General features: G+C 57.8%; 21 protein-coding genes. 1 reads left to right on the top strand and 20 read right to left on the bottom strand.

All coding sequences use genetic code 11. The features are described from left to right. Nucleotides 1-19 precede the first annotated feature (19 nt). Complete coding sequence (locus ABLQ08_RS03460) at nucleotides 20-697, top strand: hypothetical protein (protein ID WP_352939630.1); 678 nt, start codon at nucleotides 20-22, stop codon at nucleotides 695-697. A 43-nt stretch (nucleotides 698-740) separates the two neighbouring features. On the opposite strand, the gene ABLQ08_RS03455 is transcribed toward ABLQ08_RS03460, so the two are convergent. From ABLQ08_RS03455 to ABLQ08_RS03360, 20 genes are all read right to left on the bottom strand, one after another. Further along, nucleotides 741-3,338 carry a hypothetical protein gene (locus ABLQ08_RS03455; protein WP_352939628.1) on the bottom strand — a complete coding sequence of 866 codons (2,598 nt, stop codon included), beginning with the start codon at nucleotides 3,336-3,338 and terminating at the stop codon, nucleotides 741-743. 10 nt (nucleotides 3,339-3,348) lie between these two features. Continuing rightward, complete coding sequence (gene gpJ, locus ABLQ08_RS03450; RefSeq protein ID WP_352939626.1) at nucleotides 3,349-6,345, bottom strand: TipJ family phage tail tip protein; 2,997 nt, start codon at nucleotides 6,343-6,345, stop codon at nucleotides 3,349-3,351. Further along, entirely contained in the window at nucleotides 6,338-6,760 is a 423-nt protein-coding gene (locus tag ABLQ08_RS03445; protein WP_352939624.1) for an NlpC/P60 family protein, read from the bottom strand. Before ABLQ08_RS03445 ends, gpJ begins: the two co-directional genes overlap by 8 nt. Next, entirely contained in the window at nucleotides 6,757-7,281 is a 525-nt protein-coding gene (locus ABLQ08_RS03440) for a hypothetical protein (protein WP_352939622.1), read from the bottom strand. The genes ABLQ08_RS03445 and ABLQ08_RS03440 overlap by 4 nt, the downstream gene beginning before the upstream one ends. Then, nucleotides 7,278-7,697 carry a hypothetical protein gene (locus tag ABLQ08_RS03435; protein ID WP_352939620.1) on the bottom strand — a complete coding sequence of 140 codons (420 nt, stop codon included), beginning with the start codon at nucleotides 7,695-7,697 and terminating at the stop codon, nucleotides 7,278-7,280. Before ABLQ08_RS03435 ends, ABLQ08_RS03440 begins: the two co-directional genes overlap by 4 nt. Next, nucleotides 7,694-10,891 (bottom strand): phage tail tip lysozyme, encoded by a 3,198-nt coding sequence (locus ABLQ08_RS03430; RefSeq protein ID WP_352939618.1) that lies wholly within the window; start codon nucleotides 10,889-10,891, stop codon nucleotides 7,694-7,696. The genes ABLQ08_RS03435 and ABLQ08_RS03430 overlap by 4 nt, the downstream gene beginning before the upstream one ends. Beyond that, on the bottom strand, nucleotides 10,888-11,160 hold the full coding sequence (locus tag ABLQ08_RS03425) for a DUF1799 domain-containing protein (protein ID WP_352939616.1): 273 nt from the start codon (nucleotides 11,158-11,160) through the stop codon (nucleotides 10,888-10,890). Before ABLQ08_RS03425 ends, ABLQ08_RS03430 begins: the two co-directional genes overlap by 4 nt. Before the next feature lie 104 nt (nucleotides 11,161-11,264). Further along, nucleotides 11,265-11,651 (bottom strand): hypothetical protein, encoded by a 387-nt coding sequence (locus tag ABLQ08_RS03420; protein WP_352939614.1) that lies wholly within the window; start codon nucleotides 11,649-11,651, stop codon nucleotides 11,265-11,267. A gap of 9 nt (nucleotides 11,652-11,660) precedes the next feature. Continuing rightward, nucleotides 11,661-11,843: a hypothetical protein gene (locus ABLQ08_RS03415; RefSeq protein ID WP_352939611.1), complete on the bottom strand. Its 183-nt coding sequence runs from the start codon at nucleotides 11,841-11,843 to the stop codon at nucleotides 11,661-11,663. A gap of 9 nt (nucleotides 11,844-11,852) precedes the next feature. Continuing rightward, nucleotides 11,853-12,782: a phage tail tube protein gene (locus tag ABLQ08_RS03410; RefSeq protein WP_352939608.1), complete on the bottom strand. Its 930-nt coding sequence runs from the start codon at nucleotides 12,780-12,782 to the stop codon at nucleotides 11,853-11,855. A gap of 3 nt (nucleotides 12,783-12,785) precedes the next feature. Then, nucleotides 12,786-12,944: a hypothetical protein gene (locus tag ABLQ08_RS03405; protein ID WP_352939606.1), complete on the bottom strand. Its 159-nt coding sequence runs from the start codon at nucleotides 12,942-12,944 to the stop codon at nucleotides 12,786-12,788. Then, on the bottom strand, nucleotides 12,941-13,369 hold the full coding sequence (locus tag ABLQ08_RS03400; protein ID WP_352939603.1) for a phage tail terminator protein: 429 nt from the start codon (nucleotides 13,367-13,369) through the stop codon (nucleotides 12,941-12,943). The genes ABLQ08_RS03405 and ABLQ08_RS03400 overlap by 4 nt, the downstream gene beginning before the upstream one ends. Next, nucleotides 13,366-13,962 carry a phage virion morphogenesis protein gene (locus tag ABLQ08_RS03395; protein ID WP_352939601.1) on the bottom strand — a complete coding sequence of 199 codons (597 nt, stop codon included), beginning with the start codon at nucleotides 13,960-13,962 and terminating at the stop codon, nucleotides 13,366-13,368. The genes ABLQ08_RS03400 and ABLQ08_RS03395 overlap by 4 nt, the downstream gene beginning before the upstream one ends. After that, the gene (locus tag ABLQ08_RS03390; RefSeq protein WP_352939598.1) at nucleotides 13,962-14,393 is read right to left on the bottom strand and encodes a gp436 family protein; all 432 of its coding nucleotides are present in this window, start codon (nucleotides 14,391-14,393) and stop codon (nucleotides 13,962-13,964) included. Before ABLQ08_RS03390 ends, ABLQ08_RS03395 begins: the two co-directional genes overlap by 1 nt. Before the next feature lie 135 nt (nucleotides 14,394-14,528). Then, a complete protein-coding gene (locus ABLQ08_RS03385; RefSeq protein WP_352939595.1) occupies nucleotides 14,529-15,071 on the bottom strand; it encodes a hypothetical protein in 543 nt (180 codons plus the stop codon). 10 nt (nucleotides 15,072-15,081) lie between these two features. Next, nucleotides 15,082-16,059 (bottom strand): capsid protein, encoded by a 978-nt coding sequence (locus tag ABLQ08_RS03380; RefSeq protein ID WP_352939592.1) that lies wholly within the window; start codon nucleotides 16,057-16,059, stop codon nucleotides 15,082-15,084. Nucleotides 16,060-16,096: 37 nt separating this feature from the next. Next, a complete protein-coding gene (locus ABLQ08_RS03375; RefSeq protein ID WP_352939589.1) occupies nucleotides 16,097-16,477 on the bottom strand; it encodes a hypothetical protein in 381 nt (126 codons plus the stop codon). Continuing rightward, entirely contained in the window at nucleotides 16,474-17,541 is a 1,068-nt protein-coding gene (locus ABLQ08_RS03370; protein ID WP_352939586.1) for a phage protease, read from the bottom strand. The genes ABLQ08_RS03375 and ABLQ08_RS03370 overlap by 4 nt, the downstream gene beginning before the upstream one ends. Before the next feature lie 271 nt (nucleotides 17,542-17,812). Continuing rightward, complete coding sequence (locus ABLQ08_RS03365; RefSeq protein ID WP_352939584.1) at nucleotides 17,813-18,487, bottom strand: hypothetical protein; 675 nt, start codon at nucleotides 18,485-18,487, stop codon at nucleotides 17,813-17,815. 121 nt (nucleotides 18,488-18,608) lie between these two features. Further along, on the bottom strand, nucleotides 18,609-19,388 hold the full coding sequence (locus ABLQ08_RS03360) for a phage minor head protein (RefSeq protein WP_352939581.1): 780 nt from the start codon (nucleotides 19,386-19,388) through the stop codon (nucleotides 18,609-18,611).

Genomic DNA, 19,388 nt, shown 5'->3' with positions numbered 1-19,388 from the left:
GCCAATGGGGTATATTCGTATGACAACTGGATCTGATGAGCCCAGTGCAGTGTTTCACCCAGGAGCTCTCAACGAGAGACCGGGGTTAGCCAAATACGTAAACACAGTTATTTCAACCTGGGCCTGGATCGATTGTACTTTCATTAATCTCGCATCTAACTTCCTAAAGTCGGAGCATGTTGCCGTTGCCTCGATGCTTGAAACAATCATAAATCCAACAACTCGCTATAGTGCGATATCGGCTTTGGCTGAAAGCACACTTACCGTTGATGAATACGATTTGTATCACGCCTCAAAGGAGGCAATCTTTGAAGGAAGCGGAAAAGAAATTCGAAACAAATTTACCCATCATTTATGGGGATATGACGCTCGTAGAGATGACACTTTACTGCTCCTAGATCCACGCCATTGGACCCAGTCGTATGCGATTGATAATGCGGATCGTGAGAGGCGCAAAAAAGATCGAAATGCTCCCTTCTCGCAAACTCCTCTTCAACGTTCTGATGTATTTCATAAATACCGTGAAGATGAATTAATTTCATTGGCGAATGATGCGCTAGACCGGCAAGAACTCGCCAATGACCTTCACTTTGCATTTATTCCTGGCCATCCAGCCAGCAGAGTTTTGCGGCAAAAACTTGAGGCAAATCCGAAAATCAAAGTTCGATTAGTTAAGCGGAAACGTAAGCGATCATAGATTTCGAGTTCAGCGAAGCCCCGCAATCCGGACCGTCCGTCAGTTACCCCGCACGCACCCGCACCTTGATCCAAACAAAGCCGCTTGGGTCCGGTGAACCATCATGGGCGCTGCAAGCTTGTAGCGGCGCGTCCTTGAAGGTGTCTGTCGGGTCTGCTTTCCGCCAAATGCCGCCCGGAGCGCTGGCAAGCGTATCGTCGAGATTAACAACCTCGGTTTCAGCCACCATGGCTTCCCCTCTCGATCCCGACTTTCCAACCGGGACGTAGCCAGGACCCATCCAGACCGGGTTGGCCACGCTGTCAGTCGGATCGATGACGAGGCGTGGAAAGTCCAGGTTGTTTCCGGTCGAACCGCGATGACCCGGCCACCCGAAATCATCTTTCTCCGCAGCCGCGTTCTGCACAATGCACATGCCATTGCGAACCTGGGTGATGGTGTCAAAGCCGTCGAATTTCACAAATTCCACATCGCCGGTGAAAGACTGGTTTGTTATTTTGTCGTCCCCGCCATGCAGGATCAGGCCCGGAATGACTTCGTTGACCTTGGCATTGCCAAAGTTGATCGTATCTCCGTCGCCCACCCAGCGGATGTGACGATCCGCCGGCGTCCCATCTTCCTTCAGGAAATAGACGCCATCGGTTACCTTTATCCGGCAGGCGACACCAGTTACGCGGCGAACCTCATCCGGCACGACAAACGGACATTCCACCTCTTCAACATTCAAGCCGCTGAGCAGGATGTTTTCGTTTGAATGAAAATCCATCGCACGCGGATAGGTCGCGCGGGAATTGTTGTCCGCAACGATCTCGTCAGTGGTCAGCATGACCCGGAAGTCTGACCCGTCGGCCGGATCGGCCGTGTTGAAGGCGGAACCAATGGTGACGGTGCCGGTGCCCTGTTCGTGCGCGGTGATTTCGCGGTATTGGATACGGCCATCCGCTTCGGCACGAAGCACGCATTGCACATTCCCGCCAGGCGCAAGATTTTCGTCAGGCGGCGCGCCGTCGAAAGCCAGTATCCAATTGAGATTGTCGCCGCCTTGCGTGAGTGTGCCGGTTCGGAACTTTCGGACAGGCTCCGCGAAGACAAAGCCGCCATAAACGCGAATGTTGCCCGGCCCGTAGTTGGTTGACCCGGCTCCGCCAAAATCCGCCGGTCTGGTCGAGATCGCGCATTCCAGGGCGTTGTTGCAATGGATCGCGTAAACCTCCGGATCGTTGACCTTGCCGATGTCATGCTCGCGGGTCAGCAGTCGGACACCCCAGCGGCAGCTGTTGTAGGCCATCATTGCAAAGGAACGATTTTGCGTGCCGGGTTCCCAGGCATCATGGCCGGAGATGACCTTGGTGATATGCGCACCGAATGAGCCACCCTTGGAAAATCCGAAGATGGTGACCGGAGCGCCCCGTGCAAAGCCGTATCCGCGAATGTCACTAACTTCGCAAGTGCGCGTGTTTGCCAGAATGATGCCGTTGCAGTGTGTTTCGAAATCGCAGGCACCAACCACAGTAAAATGCTTGACCGTATGTCCAACGTGCTGGGTACCAATCGAGCTGCCCGGATCAAGGGAGCCGTCAGGATTGAAATCAAGCCCCTCCTGGTACAGAACCGCCTTGCCACCCGTGGCAATCGAATTGTGCTTGCTTGAATGACCTGCCCCGTAAACAACCATGCCGTCATCGCGGGAAAAGGCTTCGCCGCCCGTTCCCTTGGGCATGTACGCCCCCTCGGACACGTAGAAGTGCCCGTCGATCTCAACCGGGATCTTGAGGGCATAGGCTGTCAAGATTGCTTCCTGCCAGGCGGCGGCGTTGTCGGTCGGACCAGCGCCACCGTTCAGCGCCGCGCGTGCGGCAAGATAGCTGTCCGCGTCATGAAAGAGATACGGGTCGATACTGTCGGCAACGCCGCCCAGGTGCTGGAGCCGTACACGCGGTTCGCGGAGCGCAAACCAAGCCCCGCTCTGGTCCTGTTTTTTGGCCGGGTGCGAGGGTTCGCTTGCTTCCCGGCCATAACGGCCGTTGCCCTTGTCGCCTTCTGTGCTGTGACCGCCAACCTCAAAACGGTTCCGGCCCTGCGGGACATCGATATTGGAGACGTCATCCAGCGTGTCATAGGTCGGCACATGCAGACCAGAGGCGGCAGCTACAGCCTCGTTGCGAGCTATTTGAGCATCTGACGCGTTGGTCTGCGCGTTGGCGATATCCGCCGCTGTTGGTCCGGCTTTCGGGTTGCCTTCTTCATCGAAGATCGGCACGGTGCCGGCGCGTGTGGCGGCGTCCGGAAACGGTGTTACGAACTCGTCTTCGGGAACGCGCAGCGCATGAGAAACGTCGGTTTCGGGAATAGGCCCGATCCGCGTCCAGGCACCGGTACCAGGCGCTCCCGATTTCGTGTAGACGCCCCGGTTCTCCAAAGTTGGATCGCCCCAGACGCGTGCTTCAGAACCTTCCACCCAGTCAAGATCGGCGAAGAGCTCGGATTGCAGTTCGAACTTTGGTCCGCGCTTTGCTTCCATCTGCGCCGCGAGTTTGCTGACCGGAACGACGGCAAGACTTTTCTCGCCATCCAGATCGACATGACCGACCACTTCATCGACCGAGGCCGAAGGCGATAGATTATTTGTCCGAATGCCCATGCGATGGCTCCTAGGTGACAGTGACTGTGAACGGGCCGGATAGCGGGCCGGCCATGTCGTCTTCGTTCTGTGGTTCGAGGTAGTAGTCGTAAGTGCCTGCCGGTAGCAGGCTTGGGTCCTGGCCGGTGGCATCGCCGTCGATCAGCCCCAGCGTTGACGACTTCGATACTGCGACCGGAGCACCGATTGAATGGGTCTCGCGGTCAAGCGCAACGCCGTTCGGAGCCCGGTAGATTTCGACCTGAACCACGTTGGGGTCGTTTTGGGTAACGATGGTTATTTGCACATGCGCTACGTCACCGTTGGCACCGCTGCCGCTGCCCAAGGCGAGCGGCAGCCCCGCATCTTCATCGCCGATCGTAACGGCGATCACAGTGGTGTCAGGCCCAGGCGTTCCGTTCGGTGTTAAGGCTCGGGCGCGCAGATCGACGGTATCGGCGTTGGCATAGCCTTCGATCGAAACACCTCCCTCCGCGACCGGGATTGTGATTGTATCCCAGTCTGATGTACCGGATTGACGATGATCGATTTCGAAAGTGCCGAGAACGGCAGAACTGCCGGAACCGGGCTCCAGCAGCACCTCCAGGCCGTCAACATCCCCCGTGCCGGTCAGGCCGGTTTGAATGGACGTGAAATTTGGTGCGGCCGGGATGGCAAGCGGGTTTTCGATTTCACTGCCGACCAGGCCGGACCATGCCGGTGGGACTTCGGCGTCTGTCAGCTCGTCGATGATCGGTGCAGCGTCCAGAAGCGTGAAATTGCCGGTGAAGTCTTCGCCGGCCTCAACGGCATGAACAACCAGGGGCCGGCTTTCAGATGCCACCGGACCGAAGTGAACGATCATGCCTTCACCGGGCATTTCTCCGCCTTCCTTGAACCGGAGAAGCGAGGTCTCGCCTTCTTCGTAGATCACGCGCCGAACAACGGATTTGCCGATCGTGTCGGCTTCTGAAAGCCCCGCGCGGAAGCGAACGGCATAATCGCCGCCATCCTTCATCTTCACCAGTTCATCCAGCTCGATCAGATTGTCTTCAGATCTGAGAACCTGACCGGCCGTCTGAGAGCGGCTCAGGACGTCGAAGGATGCCATGACAAGGTCGCCACGGGTGGCAACCCTGGCAGCTCCGTCCTGTTGTGCGTTGTACCGCGTGGGACGATGAAGCAATTCATACATGCGCCGGCGCGCTTCGATCCAGATTTCGTCCGGATTGGTCTTGCCGGGAAACTCGACCTCTTCGGTCAGCGTGATGTCACCACCGAAGCCGGGCCACGGGACAATCCGCTCGGCAGGCTCGTAATCGTTGGTTTCATCAAAAAACGGAATGCGGAAGGCATGCGGCGGGTCCAGATAGGTGTGCGCCCACCTGATGCCGGCAGAGTTGCGCGGGTTGATGTGATCAACAACCAGGTCTTGCGGCCGATCGATGACAACACCCCATTTGACCCCGTCGTGACGGGGAGTTGCCCGTCCTGCAGCCACAATCAACTGCAGCGTTTCAGACAGGGAGAGATCCGCGTCCTGGACATGACCAAACTCCAGTCCCTTGTCGGCACAGAACTCATGCCATTCGGCCAATTGATCAAGGTCGATCGCGCTGTCAGGAACAGGATAGGCATTGGCTCCACATTGAAGCGCCCACCTGTACAAAGAGGCCGGGTTTCTGGTCTCCCGCTCGATCCATGTTTCGGACGCAGCATCCCAATCCAGACAGATACGAGAGGCAATCGCACTGAGATTGTCCAGAGCGCCATTCAGCTGATAAGTCGCCTTGATCCTGACCGCCACCAGCGCCAGCGGCTTGTCCGTATTGAGCGGATATTCCGGCCGGAACGATTGAACCGCAATCAGGACGGACCGGTCCTGACTGCGGCTGTTTGTCCGTTCACCCGTCATCCTGGTCACTTCTATCTCGTAGCGACCGCGCTCCGGATATTCCCAGCTGTGCTGACGAAAAAAGGACTCCTGCTTGGATGCCCTGATGTTGAGCGTTGTGACAGTAGTCCAGTCATCGTTACTGCCGACTGCGCGATACCGTATCCTGACCGAGACGGTGATGTTTCTACGATTACCGTTGCCATCTATGTGGAAGAGGCCCGAGGGAAACTGGATCAAGACCGAAGACCCGGTCGCGTTCGATGCCGAATAACGCACCACCGGTTCTTCAATGGCGGGACCGGAGATCACGTTGCCGGCGTCACTGCGCGGCAGCGGCCTGGTCAAATCCGTTCCGACCGGCTCTTCAATAACCTGACTTGGATAAAGAGACACGGGCTCGTCATCCGGCCGCCCCTCGCGGACTTCGATCTCAACCTCGTCATATTCATCGAGATCCGTTGAACCGATCTTGAAGTCCGAAAGGGCGAGCGGGCCGTAGCCAAAATTGAAGATTGCCCTGATGTATTGAAGGTCGCCGACAACCTCTGTGTATGAGATCGCCGCAAACGGTGGCGCATACCGGGTCTTGCCAAGCACGACCGGTACGGGAGCATCGGGTGCCAGCCGGTTTCTCCAGCCCGTGATCGTGTAAGACTGTTTCGTTTCGCTGTCGCCTGTCGATGCCGGGTTTGCCGACGCCGGTGGGACAAGTGCATTGATCAGGAGATTTCCAAGCGCCGACAGGCCAAGCGTCAGGCCCGCAGAAACGATACCGGCAGAGATGCCCAAAGCCCCGGCAATCGGCACGGCCCAAATCTGACCAAGGGCAACAGCCGCGATTGTGACAACCACCTGCAGGATGGTGCGCAAGGCGTTTTTGCCGGGAAGCACCCGGATGACCACGCGCACGCCCGCTTTGGGATGCACGAATTGCCAGTTCTTTCGATCAATGACAGCGGAGCCGCTGTCGGTGACCAGGACAACTCGGATCGGCAGATCTTCGTTGACGGCAGCAGGGAGCGCAGTCGCAACGATATCGGCAAGGGTCAGACCGCAAGGCAGTTCTATGCTGATCCGGCCTTCGCCCGGATCAAACAGGGGAGCTGCAAGAACAGGGACGCAATCAGTCATGAAGCATCCCCATCATTCTGTTGTGCCGGAAGTGACCGATCAGCCGATTTTTTCCGGGCTCGGGCGCATAACGTTCATGTTTCGCCTGATCCTCTCCGGAGACATGCAAGAGTTGACCATGGCCAACGACAAGCCCGCAATGTGCAGCGGTTTGACCTCTGCGAAAGAGAGCAACGTCGAAGGTTTGCGCCGGTCCTTCGACCTCGTTCCAGGGGCCGAAATCGATTGCCTGATTGAACAGACCGTTGATCTCCGCGCGTTCTTCGCAGCTGACATATTCACCGACATAGGACGTCAGCTCGATACCGAGCTCCACACCATAAACAAGGACAACGAGCCCATAGCAATCAGCCCCCGACCAATCCCGGCCGAATTCTTCGAATGGCACGCCGATGTATTTGTTGCTCCAGCTCATCTGTGCAGCCCAGGAAAACGTTGTTTGGTCATGCGATCGACCGGAAAGCTTTCTTCCTCGATCGGTTCGCGGCTGATGGAAAGCGTGATTTCAGACGCATCGCCTTCGGCACTGAGCAGCTTCATGCCTCGAAACTCTGCCTCGATCAGGTCGGGAGAAGAGGCCAACACGATCGCCATGTGGACGGTTGCCCGTGTCGTGATCGATTGCAGGAGTTCGGCCATGTCGCTGTCGACATTTTCAAGTGTCAACGTTGCCGCTGCCGGGGCATCTTCCATGTCGCTTGGAAGATCGGTCGAGACCAACGCGAACTGATAAGGTTGGTGGGCCGGATTGGCACCATTGAAGGTCGAACGCGTTCCGCGAATTAGAGGGTCAAGGGAAAGCTCTTCGGTTGGGTCGGTTGAAATCCTGACCGGTTCGTCCAGGTCCTCGTGTTCAAAGACAAACAGCGCTACCTCGATCTCCTCCGTCGAGCCCTCCTCGAACGAGAGACGTTGATTGAGAGAGACCCGTCTCATCGCAACACCACCACAGGAAAGGAAATCTGGAAGCGAATGCCACGGATAATTTCCGCTGGCGTTTGCTCACCGAACTGGCAAAGCCAGAAAGCAGCGATCAGCAATGGTTCACCATCGGGATCAAGGAGCGCTGCGCCTGTTGTTGTCAGCAAGGGCCAGCCATGGGTGGTCGGATCCGGCATGATGAACTGCAAGGACCCTTCCGCCGTGTCGTGCTCATAAAAGTTGTCGAAGACTGCCTTTTGGTTCCGGTCCACATCGATCGTTAGTGAGACGAACCGGGCAACAGACGAAAAGCGCCGGCGCGATCGGGGAGGACCCGCCTCGCGACGGCGGCGAATACGAGAGTCTTGCGCTTGCCGCTGGTAGCCATTGCGCTCCGGCAATGGCAGCTCTGTAGGCCAACGAAGGATCATCGGGGCACCCTCCGTTTTCTCAAGGCGTAGTTGTTGCGAAGTGTTCTCTGAGCTGCACCGCCCGGCGTGTTGATGCCGTCCGCGATCTGCTCGGCGATGACAAACCGAATGTTGCGACCGCCGCGCTCATCCCGTTGCTCCTGGACGTCCACTTGCGCACCGGAATAGTTATGAACAGCAATGCTGACCGGAGCTGCTCCGGCCGCATTGCTGTTCCCAGTGTTGACGGCCATAAACGGTGAAGCATAGGAGGTGACGAAACCGCCTTCCTTGTAGCCTTTCAGGGAACCGCGGTGCAGGGCTTCCAGCGTCTTCACGCCGATCCGCCGGGTCGCCGGCGCGCTGAAGACAAACTCATTGGCGTGGACCAGGCCTTTTACGTCCGTGTCAGAACCTTGGCCGGTTGGTCCACCGCCCTGAAAACCAAGCATGCCACCGATGCCGGATATGAGGGATTGGAAGAAAGCGCCAAGACCGCCACCGCCTTCACCGCCAAGTCCGTTAAAGACGGTTTTAAGCCCGTTTGAAAGACTGCCGGCAAGGGTCTCTGACTGACCGGCAAAACTGGTTGCCGTGTTGGCAAGAGAACCGGAACCGTTTGCCAGAGCGGAGACAGCAGAGCCAAGGCCACCGTCCAGCCTGGTCAACCCGGATGTCGTGTTCGCGAGGCCGCCACCGAACGTAGACAAGGCTTCCTCAGCGGCTGCAAGACGGCCGGTCCAGTTGTGCATGGCTTCCGGATTGCCCCACGAGAAGCCGGCCGGGCGCTCGAAACCACCAAAGGCGGCAGTCGCACCACGCAAATCAGTGCTGCCGAGCAGGGCCTTCATGGCCCGGCTTTCCGTGGTCATCAGTTCCTGCCAGGCAAAGTCCAATTGACCTTGGACGTTGCCGAGGTTCTTCCGGCCACCGATCGCATCGAACAGATTGAAGCGACGATCGTTGTGCTGGAACAGGCCAAAGGCATTGCCACCATCGCCAACGGCGAACGGATTAAACGCGCTCTCGGCTTTCACGTGGCCAAGGATGGCAGCCGCCTGGAAGTTCTTCAGGCCCTTGCCCTTGAAGAAATTCCATACCTGACCGGCGACAGAGCGGCTGTTGACATTGGAGTTGCTGTTGCCGGCCGCGAGGTTGAAAGCCGGATTGTCGTTGGACGCAATGTTGTTGAAGGCGGAGAAAGCGGACAACGGTTCACCGTTGACCAGGACTGTTGCCGCTTGAACCTGCATGCTGCCGGTCGCCAGTGGTCCACCGCCCAGCAGGCTTTGGAAGAAACCACCAACACCGCCGGTATCTGCAAAGGTCGGCAGGCCGGAGTTGTAAAGGGCATTCTTAAGCGGGTTGGCAGCGCCAAGGGTGAGTAGCTGTTTGGAGATATCGCCAGCGATCGATGTGATTGCGCCTTCGATATCACCGGAAGACAGCTTGTCGACCAGTGTGTCGATCGAACGCTCGCCGGTTGATTTGACCGTTTCCCAAGCTTCGGCGCTCCTGTCCAGCTCGGACGTCATGTCTGCGATCGCGGCAGCGTTCTCGCGGATCCGGTCGGCTTCTCTTGATTGCGCATCGATGCCGGCATTGCGGATTTCAACTTCCGCCTCCAGCGTTGCCAGCGCGCGCCGGCGCACAGCATCAGTAGAGCCGATGAGCGTGGTTTCCAGGCGGAGCTTGGCGAGTTGCTCTTCTTGGGTCTTCAGGAGTTCCCGGGCTTCGCCGCCAAGATCGATGTTGACCGGCTTTTTACCTGGCACCGGAATACGGCGGGCACTTTCCTGATCCGAAATCCGTTGCAGGCGCTCCCGAAAGGCACGTTCGGCCAGGACACGTTCGCGCGTATCCTGTGCGACCTTGACGGCTTCATTATAGTCTTCACGCGCGAGATCCCGCCGGCCAAGATTGCGATCTCCGTCTCTGAGCCGATCAAAAGCTTTCCGGTATTCCTTGGCTTTCTTGGTGACTTCCTCGAAGCCTTTGCCGATCTGATCCAATCCGGAGGCGGTTTCCTTCAGCGCCTTCTCGGCAGAAACGCCGGCCTTGGTCAGCTCGGCAACGAACGACAACGAACTGCGCTGGCCTTCAGTGAATTCCGGCGACAAGGCGATTTCCGCCAAGCGCTCCTGCAGGCGGGCAAACTCCGGGTCACCGGTTCGCGCAGAAGCGATCAGATCGTCAATCGCTTCACGTGTCTGGCGATAGATCTCGTTTGCGGTACCGAGGCCCTGAAGCTTGACTTCATTCGGCCCGAGAGCGTCCAGAAATGTTTCCAATTCCCGATCGAGAGCTTTTCGTTCCGCCTTCTCCTGATTGACCCGATCGAGTTCGAGAGCCCGGCTTCCGGCCCGAGCGTATGAAACTGCCCCGTCCTCCGCCTCCTGATACGCGTCCTTGATACGGCGAACCAAGTCGGTGTGATCGTCCAGGACGGTTTCAAGTTCCTTGACTTCACCTCGCATCGCATCAAAGGCCGCTTTACCGGCATAGCCACCGGCAACAAGACCGGCAAAGAGCAACGTGGTCGGGTTGATCAAGGAGGCGATGCCGCCTGCAAGCGCCGGCAGGATCTCACCAAGGCCGCGCTTGCCCATGATCTGGGAAACCTGACTGCCTTGCTGCGCCATGACGATGAAGGGCGACTGACCAGACGTCAGGCTGACGAAAATGTCCTGCATCTGGTAGGACAGGTTAGTGGCTTCGTGAGCCGCAAGCTGATTGGAGTTTGCCGCCTGCAGGCCGAATTGCCGGGTGAAGTTGGTGGCGGCAAGTGTGCTCTGGTTATGCGCGGCCAAAGCGGCCTGACCGGAATTCAACCTGGCGACATAACTTTCGTAACTGTTTTTGGTGCGCTCGATCGCGGCGGCGGCCTCTTTGGTGGACAATGCCCCAAGCCGCTCCGCCCTTCGGATATCGGCGAGCTCTTTCTCATAGTTCTGTTGAGCCGCAAACAGGGGATTGTATTTGGCCCTGAGGTTATCGAGAGCGTTGCCATAGTTCTGGATATCGGCGGCTCTAGCCGAGGTGTTGGTCCCCCCGATGCCGAGTTGAGCATCGATCGCCGCCCGCAAAGAGGTCTCGGCTTTCTTTGCTTCTGTGCTGATCGAGGCAAGAGCACTCTTGGCGTCATTGGCGCCTGTTTTGACGCCCGAGCTGTCGAGCGTCGCCAGCATCGCCATTCTGAGCGGTTGCGCAGTCATGACGATTGCTCCGCATTCAGGATCTCGAGGGCGGCACCTTCCATGATCCGGAGTTCACAAAGAAGGCGGTGCCAGGCGCGATCGGAACGGCCACGGAGGGCAGCGGCCACAGCAGTGTAATCAAGCCCAAGCCAGCGGAAGTCCGAGAAGCCGGCCGCAACCCGCCACTGTGTTTCCACTGTCAAAAAGGATGTGACCGCTTTCCAGTTCACCCGCCATACCTCAAATGCGTCCAGTTTTTGCTCGATTGCTTCAGGGGCGATCCGCACCCCCAGATTTGCAAAGTCTGCAGCCAGATCAGGGTCGATGCTGGATGGCTGGGACGGATCGCTCTGGCCGCTGCGGGCATAGGCCCATGCCCGCGCGGCCTCTTTCAGTTTTTTACCGTTGGACCGTCTCCGGCCTCTTCGGCGCGCATGGCTTGCGCATAGGCGTCATAGACACCGATACGGAACCAGGTGGACTGGATGCACTGCTCGCGCGCGTCCTCGGTGAAAGGCTGTTCGCTTTCGTCCTCGGCAATGACACCGCGCCAGTCCTTGAGGATCTCGCGGATGGCATCATGTTGATGGGCTTTGCGGTCCTTTGCGGTTTCCAGCGCCGCGAAGGCTTCATCCATCTCGTTGGCGCGATCTTCCGGCAAGGCTTCAAACAGGGCTTCAAACTTCTGTTCGATGATTGCGCCGGCGTTATTGGGATCCGGCATCCGAACCGTGACCGGCCACCAAAAGCGATAGGTGTCTGTGATTTTGAAATTCATGGGAGAGCCTCAACGGATGGGTGGTTTTTGGCACATGGCGGAAAACTTGCGGCTGGCGGTCATTTCCGCTGTTGCGCTGTCCATTGCGTCAACCAACTGGCCATCTTGATATGCGCTATAGGCAATAGAACCAGCATGGATGAGCAGAGCTGTGATGAAGGCAACGAACAACGCTTCTGACTTGGTGAGCATCGCAGTGACCTACTTGACCGTGATCACCAGCTCATCGTTGCCGGCACTCGGCTTGAGCATAAGCGGCAGCGAATAGTTGACGACGCCCTGGGTCTGTCCTTGGGTCGGGCGTCCGATCTCAACTGCCGGCGCATCCAATTGAACGATGTTGCCGGCAACGGTGCCGTGGACCAGCTGAAGGACGCCTGCGGTTCGCTGGCTGGCGATATCGAACCAATTCACCGAAGCGAGCGGCTCGGCCTCGACAATGGCGGTACCGGTCCCGCTGCGATCTGAGAGCTGGATCCGTTCATCGCCAATCAGAAAACGCGGTTCGATCTGCTGACCCAAGTTGATCGACAGGCTTTCTGCAACGCGCGAAGCGCCATGAAGCGATAGCGTGGTGGCTGCTTTGGAAACTGTGCGCGGTGTCTGGAAACCGGAAAGGTCGATGGTCGGCAGGGCGACATCCGTGATGGTGCCGAGCAGACCCATGAGGGTGAAACGGAAACGCGGGATCCGCTTCGGTACGAATTCAACCGTGACGTTACCGCGCGCACCAAGCGCGACGTGTCGGACGCCGTCCTGGTTGAAGTAGACCGAGATGCTTTCCTCGCCATCGGAAACCGGTTCATAGGCAACCGAGGTAGCGGGTGTGATGGTCTCGGACAGCGCACATGCCCGGAGCAATGCGCCATAGGGCGGAACCGTGCCCGCTGCACCGGCTCCGGCGACTTCAACCGAGAACTCCAACTGGACATAGTCACCGGTCAGGATCACGCCCTGGTGCCCGAGGTAAGGCAACATCAAATCGCGGGTTTCTTCGTCACCGGCCATCGGTGTGATGGATACGTCATTCGCCTGAATGGCGTTGTCCGCGCCGGTTGGAACGCTGTCCGTTGCTTCCGAGACTTCGATCTTGGCGAGCAGGGCAAGTTTGCGATATTTGCGCGTGGCCATGGATCAGCCCTCCTTTTTCTGTTTGGCGGAGGTCTTGGCCGGCTTCGCCGGAGTGGGGTTTTGCGCCGGCCGCTCAGTGCCCTCGACGCGGGTGCGCTTGCCGGTGTCCTGGTCGCGCTCGTAGCGACCGCCCGTGCGCGGTGTGTATGGTTTGTCTGTCATGACGATTGCTCCAGGAGAGAAGGTGCGGAATAGACGTCCTCGAACCAGACGGTCCCGCCGCTGGCTTTGATCAGTGCACCCGAAACATGGGTGACGGGCTCTTCAGCGCTCGCCGGTTCAAATCCGATCAGTCGGGATCGGACGAACTTTTTCAGGTCTTCCAACTCGTCACCGGCCGGAGCGCCAAGCGTGCCGGATAGGTTCTCCACGACGATGACGACGGCGATGTCGCTTTCCAGCCGCTGCAGAACCTTGCCCGTGGCGCGCTCGTTTTCGCCGCTGGCTTCTTCGGCCGACATGACATAGGCACCCGGCGCGGCGAGCATGTTCTTCTCCAGCATGGAAAACTCGATCGCGCCGGCGACTGTTTGAAAGACCGTTTGACCAGCTTTTAAACGCTCAACGATTTCGGAAACGAGGCTCACGGCCGACCTCCTGCAATCGCTGCGTTGTAGTGGTCGCCGGCAAGACGCAGGATCGTTTCCCGGTCATCGGCAGAAAAGCCGAGGTAGGGCCGCGCGGGGATGACGATGGTGCGCGGGCCAAAGGTGACGGTCTTTTCGTAGGCCCGTTTATGAGCCCTCTTGGCAAAGCGGACTTGATTGCCCTCTTTGCGGAACCGGACTTTCCGTGACTGCGGATGTTGTGTAATCGCTCCGCCTTGCTGATGAATGCGGCCATAGGCGACATTGGTGCCGACGGCAGCCTCGCTTTCGCTGCTGTCGGGCGTGATCGACTTATAAAGAACATTCTTGTCCCTGAGCAGCTTTGGGGTGACCGGGGCATTGCCACGGGTCTTACGGTTGGCTCGGGCCTTAGCGGTGCGCGGGGCGTGTGCAGGCCACTTGGTGCCGTCCGGGCTGCTTTCGGTTTCAAAGCGGCGCTGAACGGAAAACAGCATTGCGCCGGCAATGTCAGCCATGAGGGCGGAAGTGTCGCCGCCGGCCTCTACAACACGCGAGAGCGCGGCGTTGATTTCCTTGTCTTCGATCGTGAGCGTCTCGCGGATCCCGGCCATCAGTATCCCCCGAGGCTGTCACGGGAGAAGATCCGCTCCGGTGCGGACACTTGAACCTGTCCGCCTGCAGATTGACCGGAGGCAACGCCGGCGGCTTCCAACTGGACGGTGCCAGCAGCAACATCCTTTAACCAGGTCAACGCGTCTTTGTGGTTGCGGGTGACCGCGCTGTCCTTCTCTGCGCGCTCGCCATAAAGGTTGTAGCGGGCGATGTTGGCGACGATCGGAACGAGAACGTCCGGAACCGGGGTCAAGGGCAGAGCGTAGCGCTTTGCCAGATAGCTGTCGGCAAGCTTCTCAGCATCGCCGATCGCGGCGGCAACAGTCGTTGCATCGATCGTCGATGCCGGTCGATTGGTCCGGTCGGTCAGCTGGATCAATTCCTGCTCACCGAACCGGTCGATCATGTCTTGCTGAGTGACGTAGGCCACGGCGGTTCCTCAATTAGGTGAAATTCGTTGCCGCTGTTTGCCGGTGACTGAGTTAGGGGCCGGCTTGGGCTTCGCGGGTCAGACCAGGCCGCATATGGCCTTTCCCGCTCGCGGCGCTCCCCGCTGGATTGCTGGCTAGGAGTCTTCTTCGACGACGCCCATATCTTCCAGTTTGCTGAACTGATCCTCCGGAAGATCGACCAGGTCACCAATCTTGTAGTGCTTGCCACCGAACCGCAGGGGCGAGGTAACGATGCAGGGAACAGTTTCCGGTTCGAGGTCGTTTAAGAAGTTCTCGTGGTCGGTCTTGATCTCAGTCGCGCCTGTCCGATCGGAGGCCTCGAGCTGTTGACCGCCCCCGGACTTGGTCTCGCTTTCGCCAGACGAAGCTTCAGCCTTGTCCTTCTGTTCGGTATTGGAAACCTCAGGCGGCGAACCGTCTTCGGACTTAGTCTCGCCTTCGTCAGACGTAGTTTCCGGCTTGGCTTTCGCCTTGTCCTCCGGTTCCGTCTGATTGGCATCTGTGGCCTGAGGAGTTTCCGGCTTCTTCTCCGGATCATCCTTGGGCTTGGTTTCACCGGCGGTTTCGTCCTTCGGCTTGGTGTCGGCCTCAGAAGTTTTCTTAGCAGTGGATTTTGCATTCGCCGGTGAAGTTTTACGTGTTGATCTCCGAGCCATGAGAGCCCCCTTAGCCGCTGACGGCGTTGCGGATGAGGTAGCCGACGTCCTTTGCGACGATCAGCTCTTTCACCTGCTCACCGGTCCGGATGTTGACACCGCCCTTGAGCCCCACATTCGGGTCCTCAATGCGCCCGGAGAACTTGGTTCCGTAACGCGCGGTGAAACCGAAGGTGATGCCGCCGCCCTGAGGGCTGGCGATCGGGTTCTTGTGAAAGAGGGAGATGTGATTGCCCCAGGCCCGCGCCAGACTGACGTCCTGGCCGGGTTTGGCGGTGTTGTGCCAAGCATCCCCGACGAGGATTTCCCGAATGCCGTAATCTGCGAAGATATCGGCAAACTGCTGTTTGGTGACGATGCCTTCGTTCGTCAGGTTCCCCTTCACAGCGTTGACTACCTTCGGGTGCGACGAGAGGTAAGACCATACCGAGCGGCCCATGGACATCGTGTTCGGCATGAACACCAGCGTTGACTCGCAAGCGTTCTTGATCACACCGATCGGATCGGAGTTCGCGTAATCGGAGAACTGATCATTACCGGCGAGCGTAACCTGACGACCGGTTGCATAGTTCGCCGGGTCTTGCATCAGGCCGGCGACACGCACTTCACGGATGTTGGCGACCGTGTCGGTCAACATCATCGTTGAGTGGCCTTCCGGGTCATAGGTTGAAACTCCGCGCTCGCGGGCTTCCCTGGCAGCATCGATATCAGTGTACGGGATCGGGCTTTCCAGACCGAAGTCTTCAACCTCGGCCGTCTTTTGCGTGCCGCCGAATTCCAGCTGCTGGACGCGGCCACGCCGGCCGACCTTGGCGTCTGGAATGTTGAACGCCTCAGCCAGCGGGTATTCGGTCCAGCCGAATTTCTCGGCACCAACTGGCTGATAGGGGAGACAGAGATCCGCGATCAGCGCTTGCGCCGGATTGCGGTAGCCGATCGAAATCGCGGTCAGGACCGGATCGACGACAAAGGGACGAATGGGAGCCATTGTTACCTCTTCAGGTCAAATAGAGAACGAGCCGGGATCAGCCTTGGGGGATAATTCCGGGAGCGTGGAAGTAGTCGATGACGTCACCGGCAACGCCCGGCTCATCGGCAAATCCGACATAGTGCCGGGTTTCACCTGCGGCGGCGGCGCAAGCGACTGCCTTGCCCTCCGCGTCGGAGGTGAGCGGATCTCCGGCATTCACCGGCCCGCCCAACTCGACAGAGCCGAGGCCGCCGCGAATGACATCGGCCATACCGCCAAGCTCCGCACCCATCTTGTCGGACGTACCGAGCAGAGGTTCTGTGTTGGCGGTCGCCTGAGCGACCTCGTTGACGTTGGCCGCGTCGGAGAAGGTGACAATGCGGAACTGGGCGACAGCTGCAGACGCCAGATAAGAGCGAATGAAAGTCGGGATCATTTCTTCTTCTCCTGGACGGCTGCAACGGCGGAGGCGAAATCAATCTCCTGTCCTTGGTCCTGCAGCTTCTTCTGGTAAGCGGTAGCGGCGGCCGCGATCGCTTCCGGGGTTTCCGCCGTCGCGGTGTCCTTGGTGGTGTCCTTGTCACCGAGCTGCGACTTGGTCAGGACGGGCGCGGATGCTGCGAAGGCTTCGAACTCGTCAAGGCTCTTCTTTGCAAGATCCAGTCCCCAATCCTTCAGAGCCGGAACAAGCTTGCCGTCCTTGATGGCGGCCGCGACAACAGCTTCCGCCTTGTCACCGTCAATGCCTTCCTTCAGTTCGTTGAACTGCTCCTGAAGCGCATTGACCTGTTCGACCGGGACATACTTGGCCGGATCGGGTTTGGAGTTCTTCACGGCGGAAGATACAGCGGCGGCGATTGCCTCCGCTCCGGCGTCTTCTTTCAAACCGGCGGCAGCGGCGATCGATGCCTGACCGGCTTTGAGGGCTTCGATAGCCGACAGGGCGTCGGCGTCCGAAGCCTCCTCGGACAAGCCGAGGGCTTTCAGAATGGGGTCCATGTTAGGTCCTTCGTTGAGGGTGAGCTCAGCTCGTGCGGCAATTGCTTCAAGGTCCATTGCCGGCATGTTCACCAAGGCAACGTTCAACAGTTGAATGACGCGGCCTTTTTTGTCGGTTATGAAGAGGGGAGACAGATATCTGTACTCCTTCGCTTCGATGGCTTTGGCAGCTGCCTCGGTCCATTCGACCAGGCCGTAAATGCCGTCGTCGCGGACTTCGAATTCCTTGATCCACCCCGCTGCCTTGGCGGTAGCACCACCATCCTCAGCGGTCGCTAGAACCTGATGATCGTAATCGACCATCATTTCCGTTGCGCTGAGATGCTCTTTGGTACGTTCGACTATGGCCTCCATGGAGGCGTTGTCACCGGAAGTAAATGGACCACGATCATCTCGCAGTGTGAATGTTCCGGCGGGCATCAACTTGATCCAGGCACCGCTCTTCTCAGCGGAGACGGGATCAGCGGCGGCAATGACGAGGTTAGCGGCACGTTTTGTCATGGGGCTTAGAGTGCCCACGCGCTCAAAGACAAAACACCCCGGCGGGTACCGGGGCGAACAGTTCAGACGTTCGGGGGAAAATGGAGCCTGGGTCAGCTCGTTGGAGCGATCATGGCAGATTGCAGCATGGGACGCAATTGAGGATCGTTTTTAAACAGGGTTTAAACAGCACAGACGCGCATCACCCCTTTTGCCGGTGTCAGCATGCGCAAAAACCTCTCCAGCGGCTTCTATGGTCGTTTTTTGGTCGTCGTGTTTTAGGCGCTTGACCTCATTCAACTTTGGAAGGAGTCGTCATTTTGCTAGGATGCTTGGAGGGCAACACAGAAGTATCTATTTGTGACGAAACGTAGGCGTGTCCTTCCAGTTCCATTTCATCCAAATTCGCCAAAGCTTTTGTTGCAACCACTCTGACTGCAAAAACTTCGGGCGCGTCAATGTACTCATTCTCAATTAGGTAAATTTTGTCTTCGATCTCTCTAATGAAGCGTCGCGCAGTTGACATCCTTTGGCGCGCCATTCCAGCGAGCAGATCGGGTCGAAACTTTTGGTGAATCAGTTGCGACACGAGAACTAAGATTCCAAGCCAGCTTATTGTTTGTGTCGGAATCATCTCGTGAAACACAGTGGCAGCCAAAAGGCCTCCTACAATGAACTGGCTAAATGTCAGTAGGGTGGCCACAACGTTGCTCATCCTGTACAGCTTTTGACTTCGACCAAACTCTTTTCTCAGATCGGATAGTCGTGTGTCTGCTACCAAATCGGTAGTTGCTGTGAAGTCAATCAGGCGAGAGATTTTCTCCTGCCTCACGACCATTGTAAAAAGACTAATTCCTGCAGCTAGCGTAGTAAAAAATCCCGCAATTAACGGCAAATACGATACTAATTTGTCAGCGTCCGTTAGCCCACTTTGGATGAACTGATTAAGTGAATCCCAGAATCCCATTTGTTCCTGATCTCTTTATTCTGCCTGGCCTAGTTTTGGAAAGCAGTTTACCTGTAATTGGTCAAATGTGATTCTGCTAATCGCGATTGCATTCGAGCGTTGAACAATCTTTTTTAGGAGTTCACTCAAACAACGGAGGAATCCGTTTTGTGAGCTGTTGCACCGTTGCAGCGTGACCTGACTCGCCGGGATTGTAATCCCAACCCGGATCAATCCCGTCCGGGATCTGCCGAACCTCACCGGTGCGCTTGTTCGTCCAGGACCGATACGAGATCGGCGGCGGGTCGAATTTCAGTTCCTCACCTTCAGCAATCAGTCGCTCGATATCGGCCTGCGACAGGCTCTGGAGCGTGCAACGGCAGTTCCAGCCATTGGGCGGGGCGTAGAGTTTCCAGAACGGATGATCGACCGGTAAGACAAGATTGTGAAGCCGCCAGTGCTCTGGCCTGGTCAAACCGTCATCAACAGCGACATAGCGCAAATATGGGCGGCTGGATTTCAATCGGTCGAAATGCGACCAGTGCCCGGCCGCATAGGAAACGTTCATATTGGCATCAAACATGGTGCGTAGCCGGCGCATGGAACCAAGCCGCACCTTTGTTGGTTCGCCGGTCTGAGGGTCTTCCTCGATCGCTTCGCCCCACCAACCTTTCCTCACCAGCTCCGGTTTGACCCGGCCGGCAAAGGACCGGAAGGTTTCACCGTCTTCAAGAGCCGTTAAAAGGGCCTTCCAGATATCTAGGAGAATGTCATGTCCGGTGGATTTGGCGACCGTGAACATGGCCGCATGATCTTCGGCATAGACATCTTGCCAGGCAAAGGTGGGATGGAGATTGCCGCCGCGCGCTCGCAAAGCAGCGATCGCGGCTCGAGGGGGTAAGGGGGTATAGTCAGCTGCCAT

It is taken from the genome of Roseibium sp. SCP14 (assembly GCF_040329475.1).
GTDB lineage: Bacteria > Pseudomonadota > Alphaproteobacteria > Rhizobiales > Stappiaceae > Roseibium.
This window is presented reverse-complemented; position numbering and strand designations above follow the sequence as displayed.

What these genes read in the sequence shown, in the direction of transcription:
- ABLQ08_RS03460 (WP_352939630.1), top strand. Translation starts at nt 20, where the DNA reads ATGACAACTGGATCTGATGAGCCCAGTGCAGTGTTTCACCCAGGAGCT.
- ABLQ08_RS03455 (WP_352939628.1), bottom strand. Translation starts at nt 3,338, where the DNA reads ATGGGCATTCGGACAAATAATCTATCGCCTTCGGCCTCGGTCGATGAA.
- gpJ (WP_352939626.1), bottom strand. Translation starts at nt 6,345, where the DNA reads ATGACTGATTGCGTCCCTGTTCTTGCAGCTCCCCTGTTTGATCCGGGC.
- ABLQ08_RS03445 (WP_352939624.1), bottom strand. Translation starts at nt 6,760, where the DNA reads ATGAGCTGGAGCAACAAATACATCGGCGTGCCATTCGAAGAATTCGGC.
- ABLQ08_RS03440 (WP_352939622.1), bottom strand. Translation starts at nt 7,281, where the DNA reads ATGAGACGGGTCTCTCTCAATCAACGTCTCTCGTTCGAGGAGGGCTCG.
- ABLQ08_RS03435 (WP_352939620.1), bottom strand. Translation starts at nt 7,697, where the DNA reads ATGATCCTTCGTTGGCCTACAGAGCTGCCATTGCCGGAGCGCAATGGC.
- ABLQ08_RS03430 (WP_352939618.1), bottom strand. Translation starts at nt 10,891, where the DNA reads ATGACTGCGCAACCGCTCAGAATGGCGATGCTGGCGACGCTCGACAGC.
- ABLQ08_RS03420 (WP_352939614.1), bottom strand. Translation starts at nt 11,651, where the DNA reads ATGAATTTCAAAATCACAGACACCTATCGCTTTTGGTGGCCGGTCACG.
- ABLQ08_RS03415 (WP_352939611.1), bottom strand. Translation starts at nt 11,843, where the DNA reads ATGCTCACCAAGTCAGAAGCGTTGTTCGTTGCCTTCATCACAGCTCTG.
- ABLQ08_RS03410 (WP_352939608.1), bottom strand. Translation starts at nt 12,782, where the DNA reads ATGGCCACGCGCAAATATCGCAAACTTGCCCTGCTCGCCAAGATCGAA.
- ABLQ08_RS03405 (WP_352939606.1), bottom strand. Translation starts at nt 12,944, where the DNA reads ATGACAGACAAACCATACACACCGCGCACGGGCGGTCGCTACGAGCGC.
- ABLQ08_RS03395 (WP_352939601.1), bottom strand. Translation starts at nt 13,962, where the DNA reads ATGGCCGGGATCCGCGAGACGCTCACGATCGAAGACAAGGAAATCAAC.
- ABLQ08_RS03385 (WP_352939595.1), bottom strand. Translation starts at nt 15,071, where the DNA reads ATGGCTCGGAGATCAACACGTAAAACTTCACCGGCGAATGCAAAATCC.
- ABLQ08_RS03380 (WP_352939592.1), bottom strand. Translation starts at nt 16,059, where the DNA reads ATGGCTCCCATTCGTCCCTTTGTCGTCGATCCGGTCCTGACCGCGATT.
- ABLQ08_RS03375 (WP_352939589.1), bottom strand. Translation starts at nt 16,477, where the DNA reads ATGATCCCGACTTTCATTCGCTCTTATCTGGCGTCTGCAGCTGTCGCC.
- ABLQ08_RS03370 (WP_352939586.1), bottom strand. Translation starts at nt 17,541, where the DNA reads ATGACAAAACGTGCCGCTAACCTCGTCATTGCCGCCGCTGATCCCGTC.
- ABLQ08_RS03365 (WP_352939584.1), bottom strand. Translation starts at nt 18,487, where the DNA reads ATGGGATTCTGGGATTCACTTAATCAGTTCATCCAAAGTGGGCTAACG.
- ABLQ08_RS03360 (WP_352939581.1), bottom strand. Translation starts at nt 19,388, where the DNA reads ATGGCAGCTGACTATACCCCCTTACCCCCTCGAGCCGCGATCGCTGCT.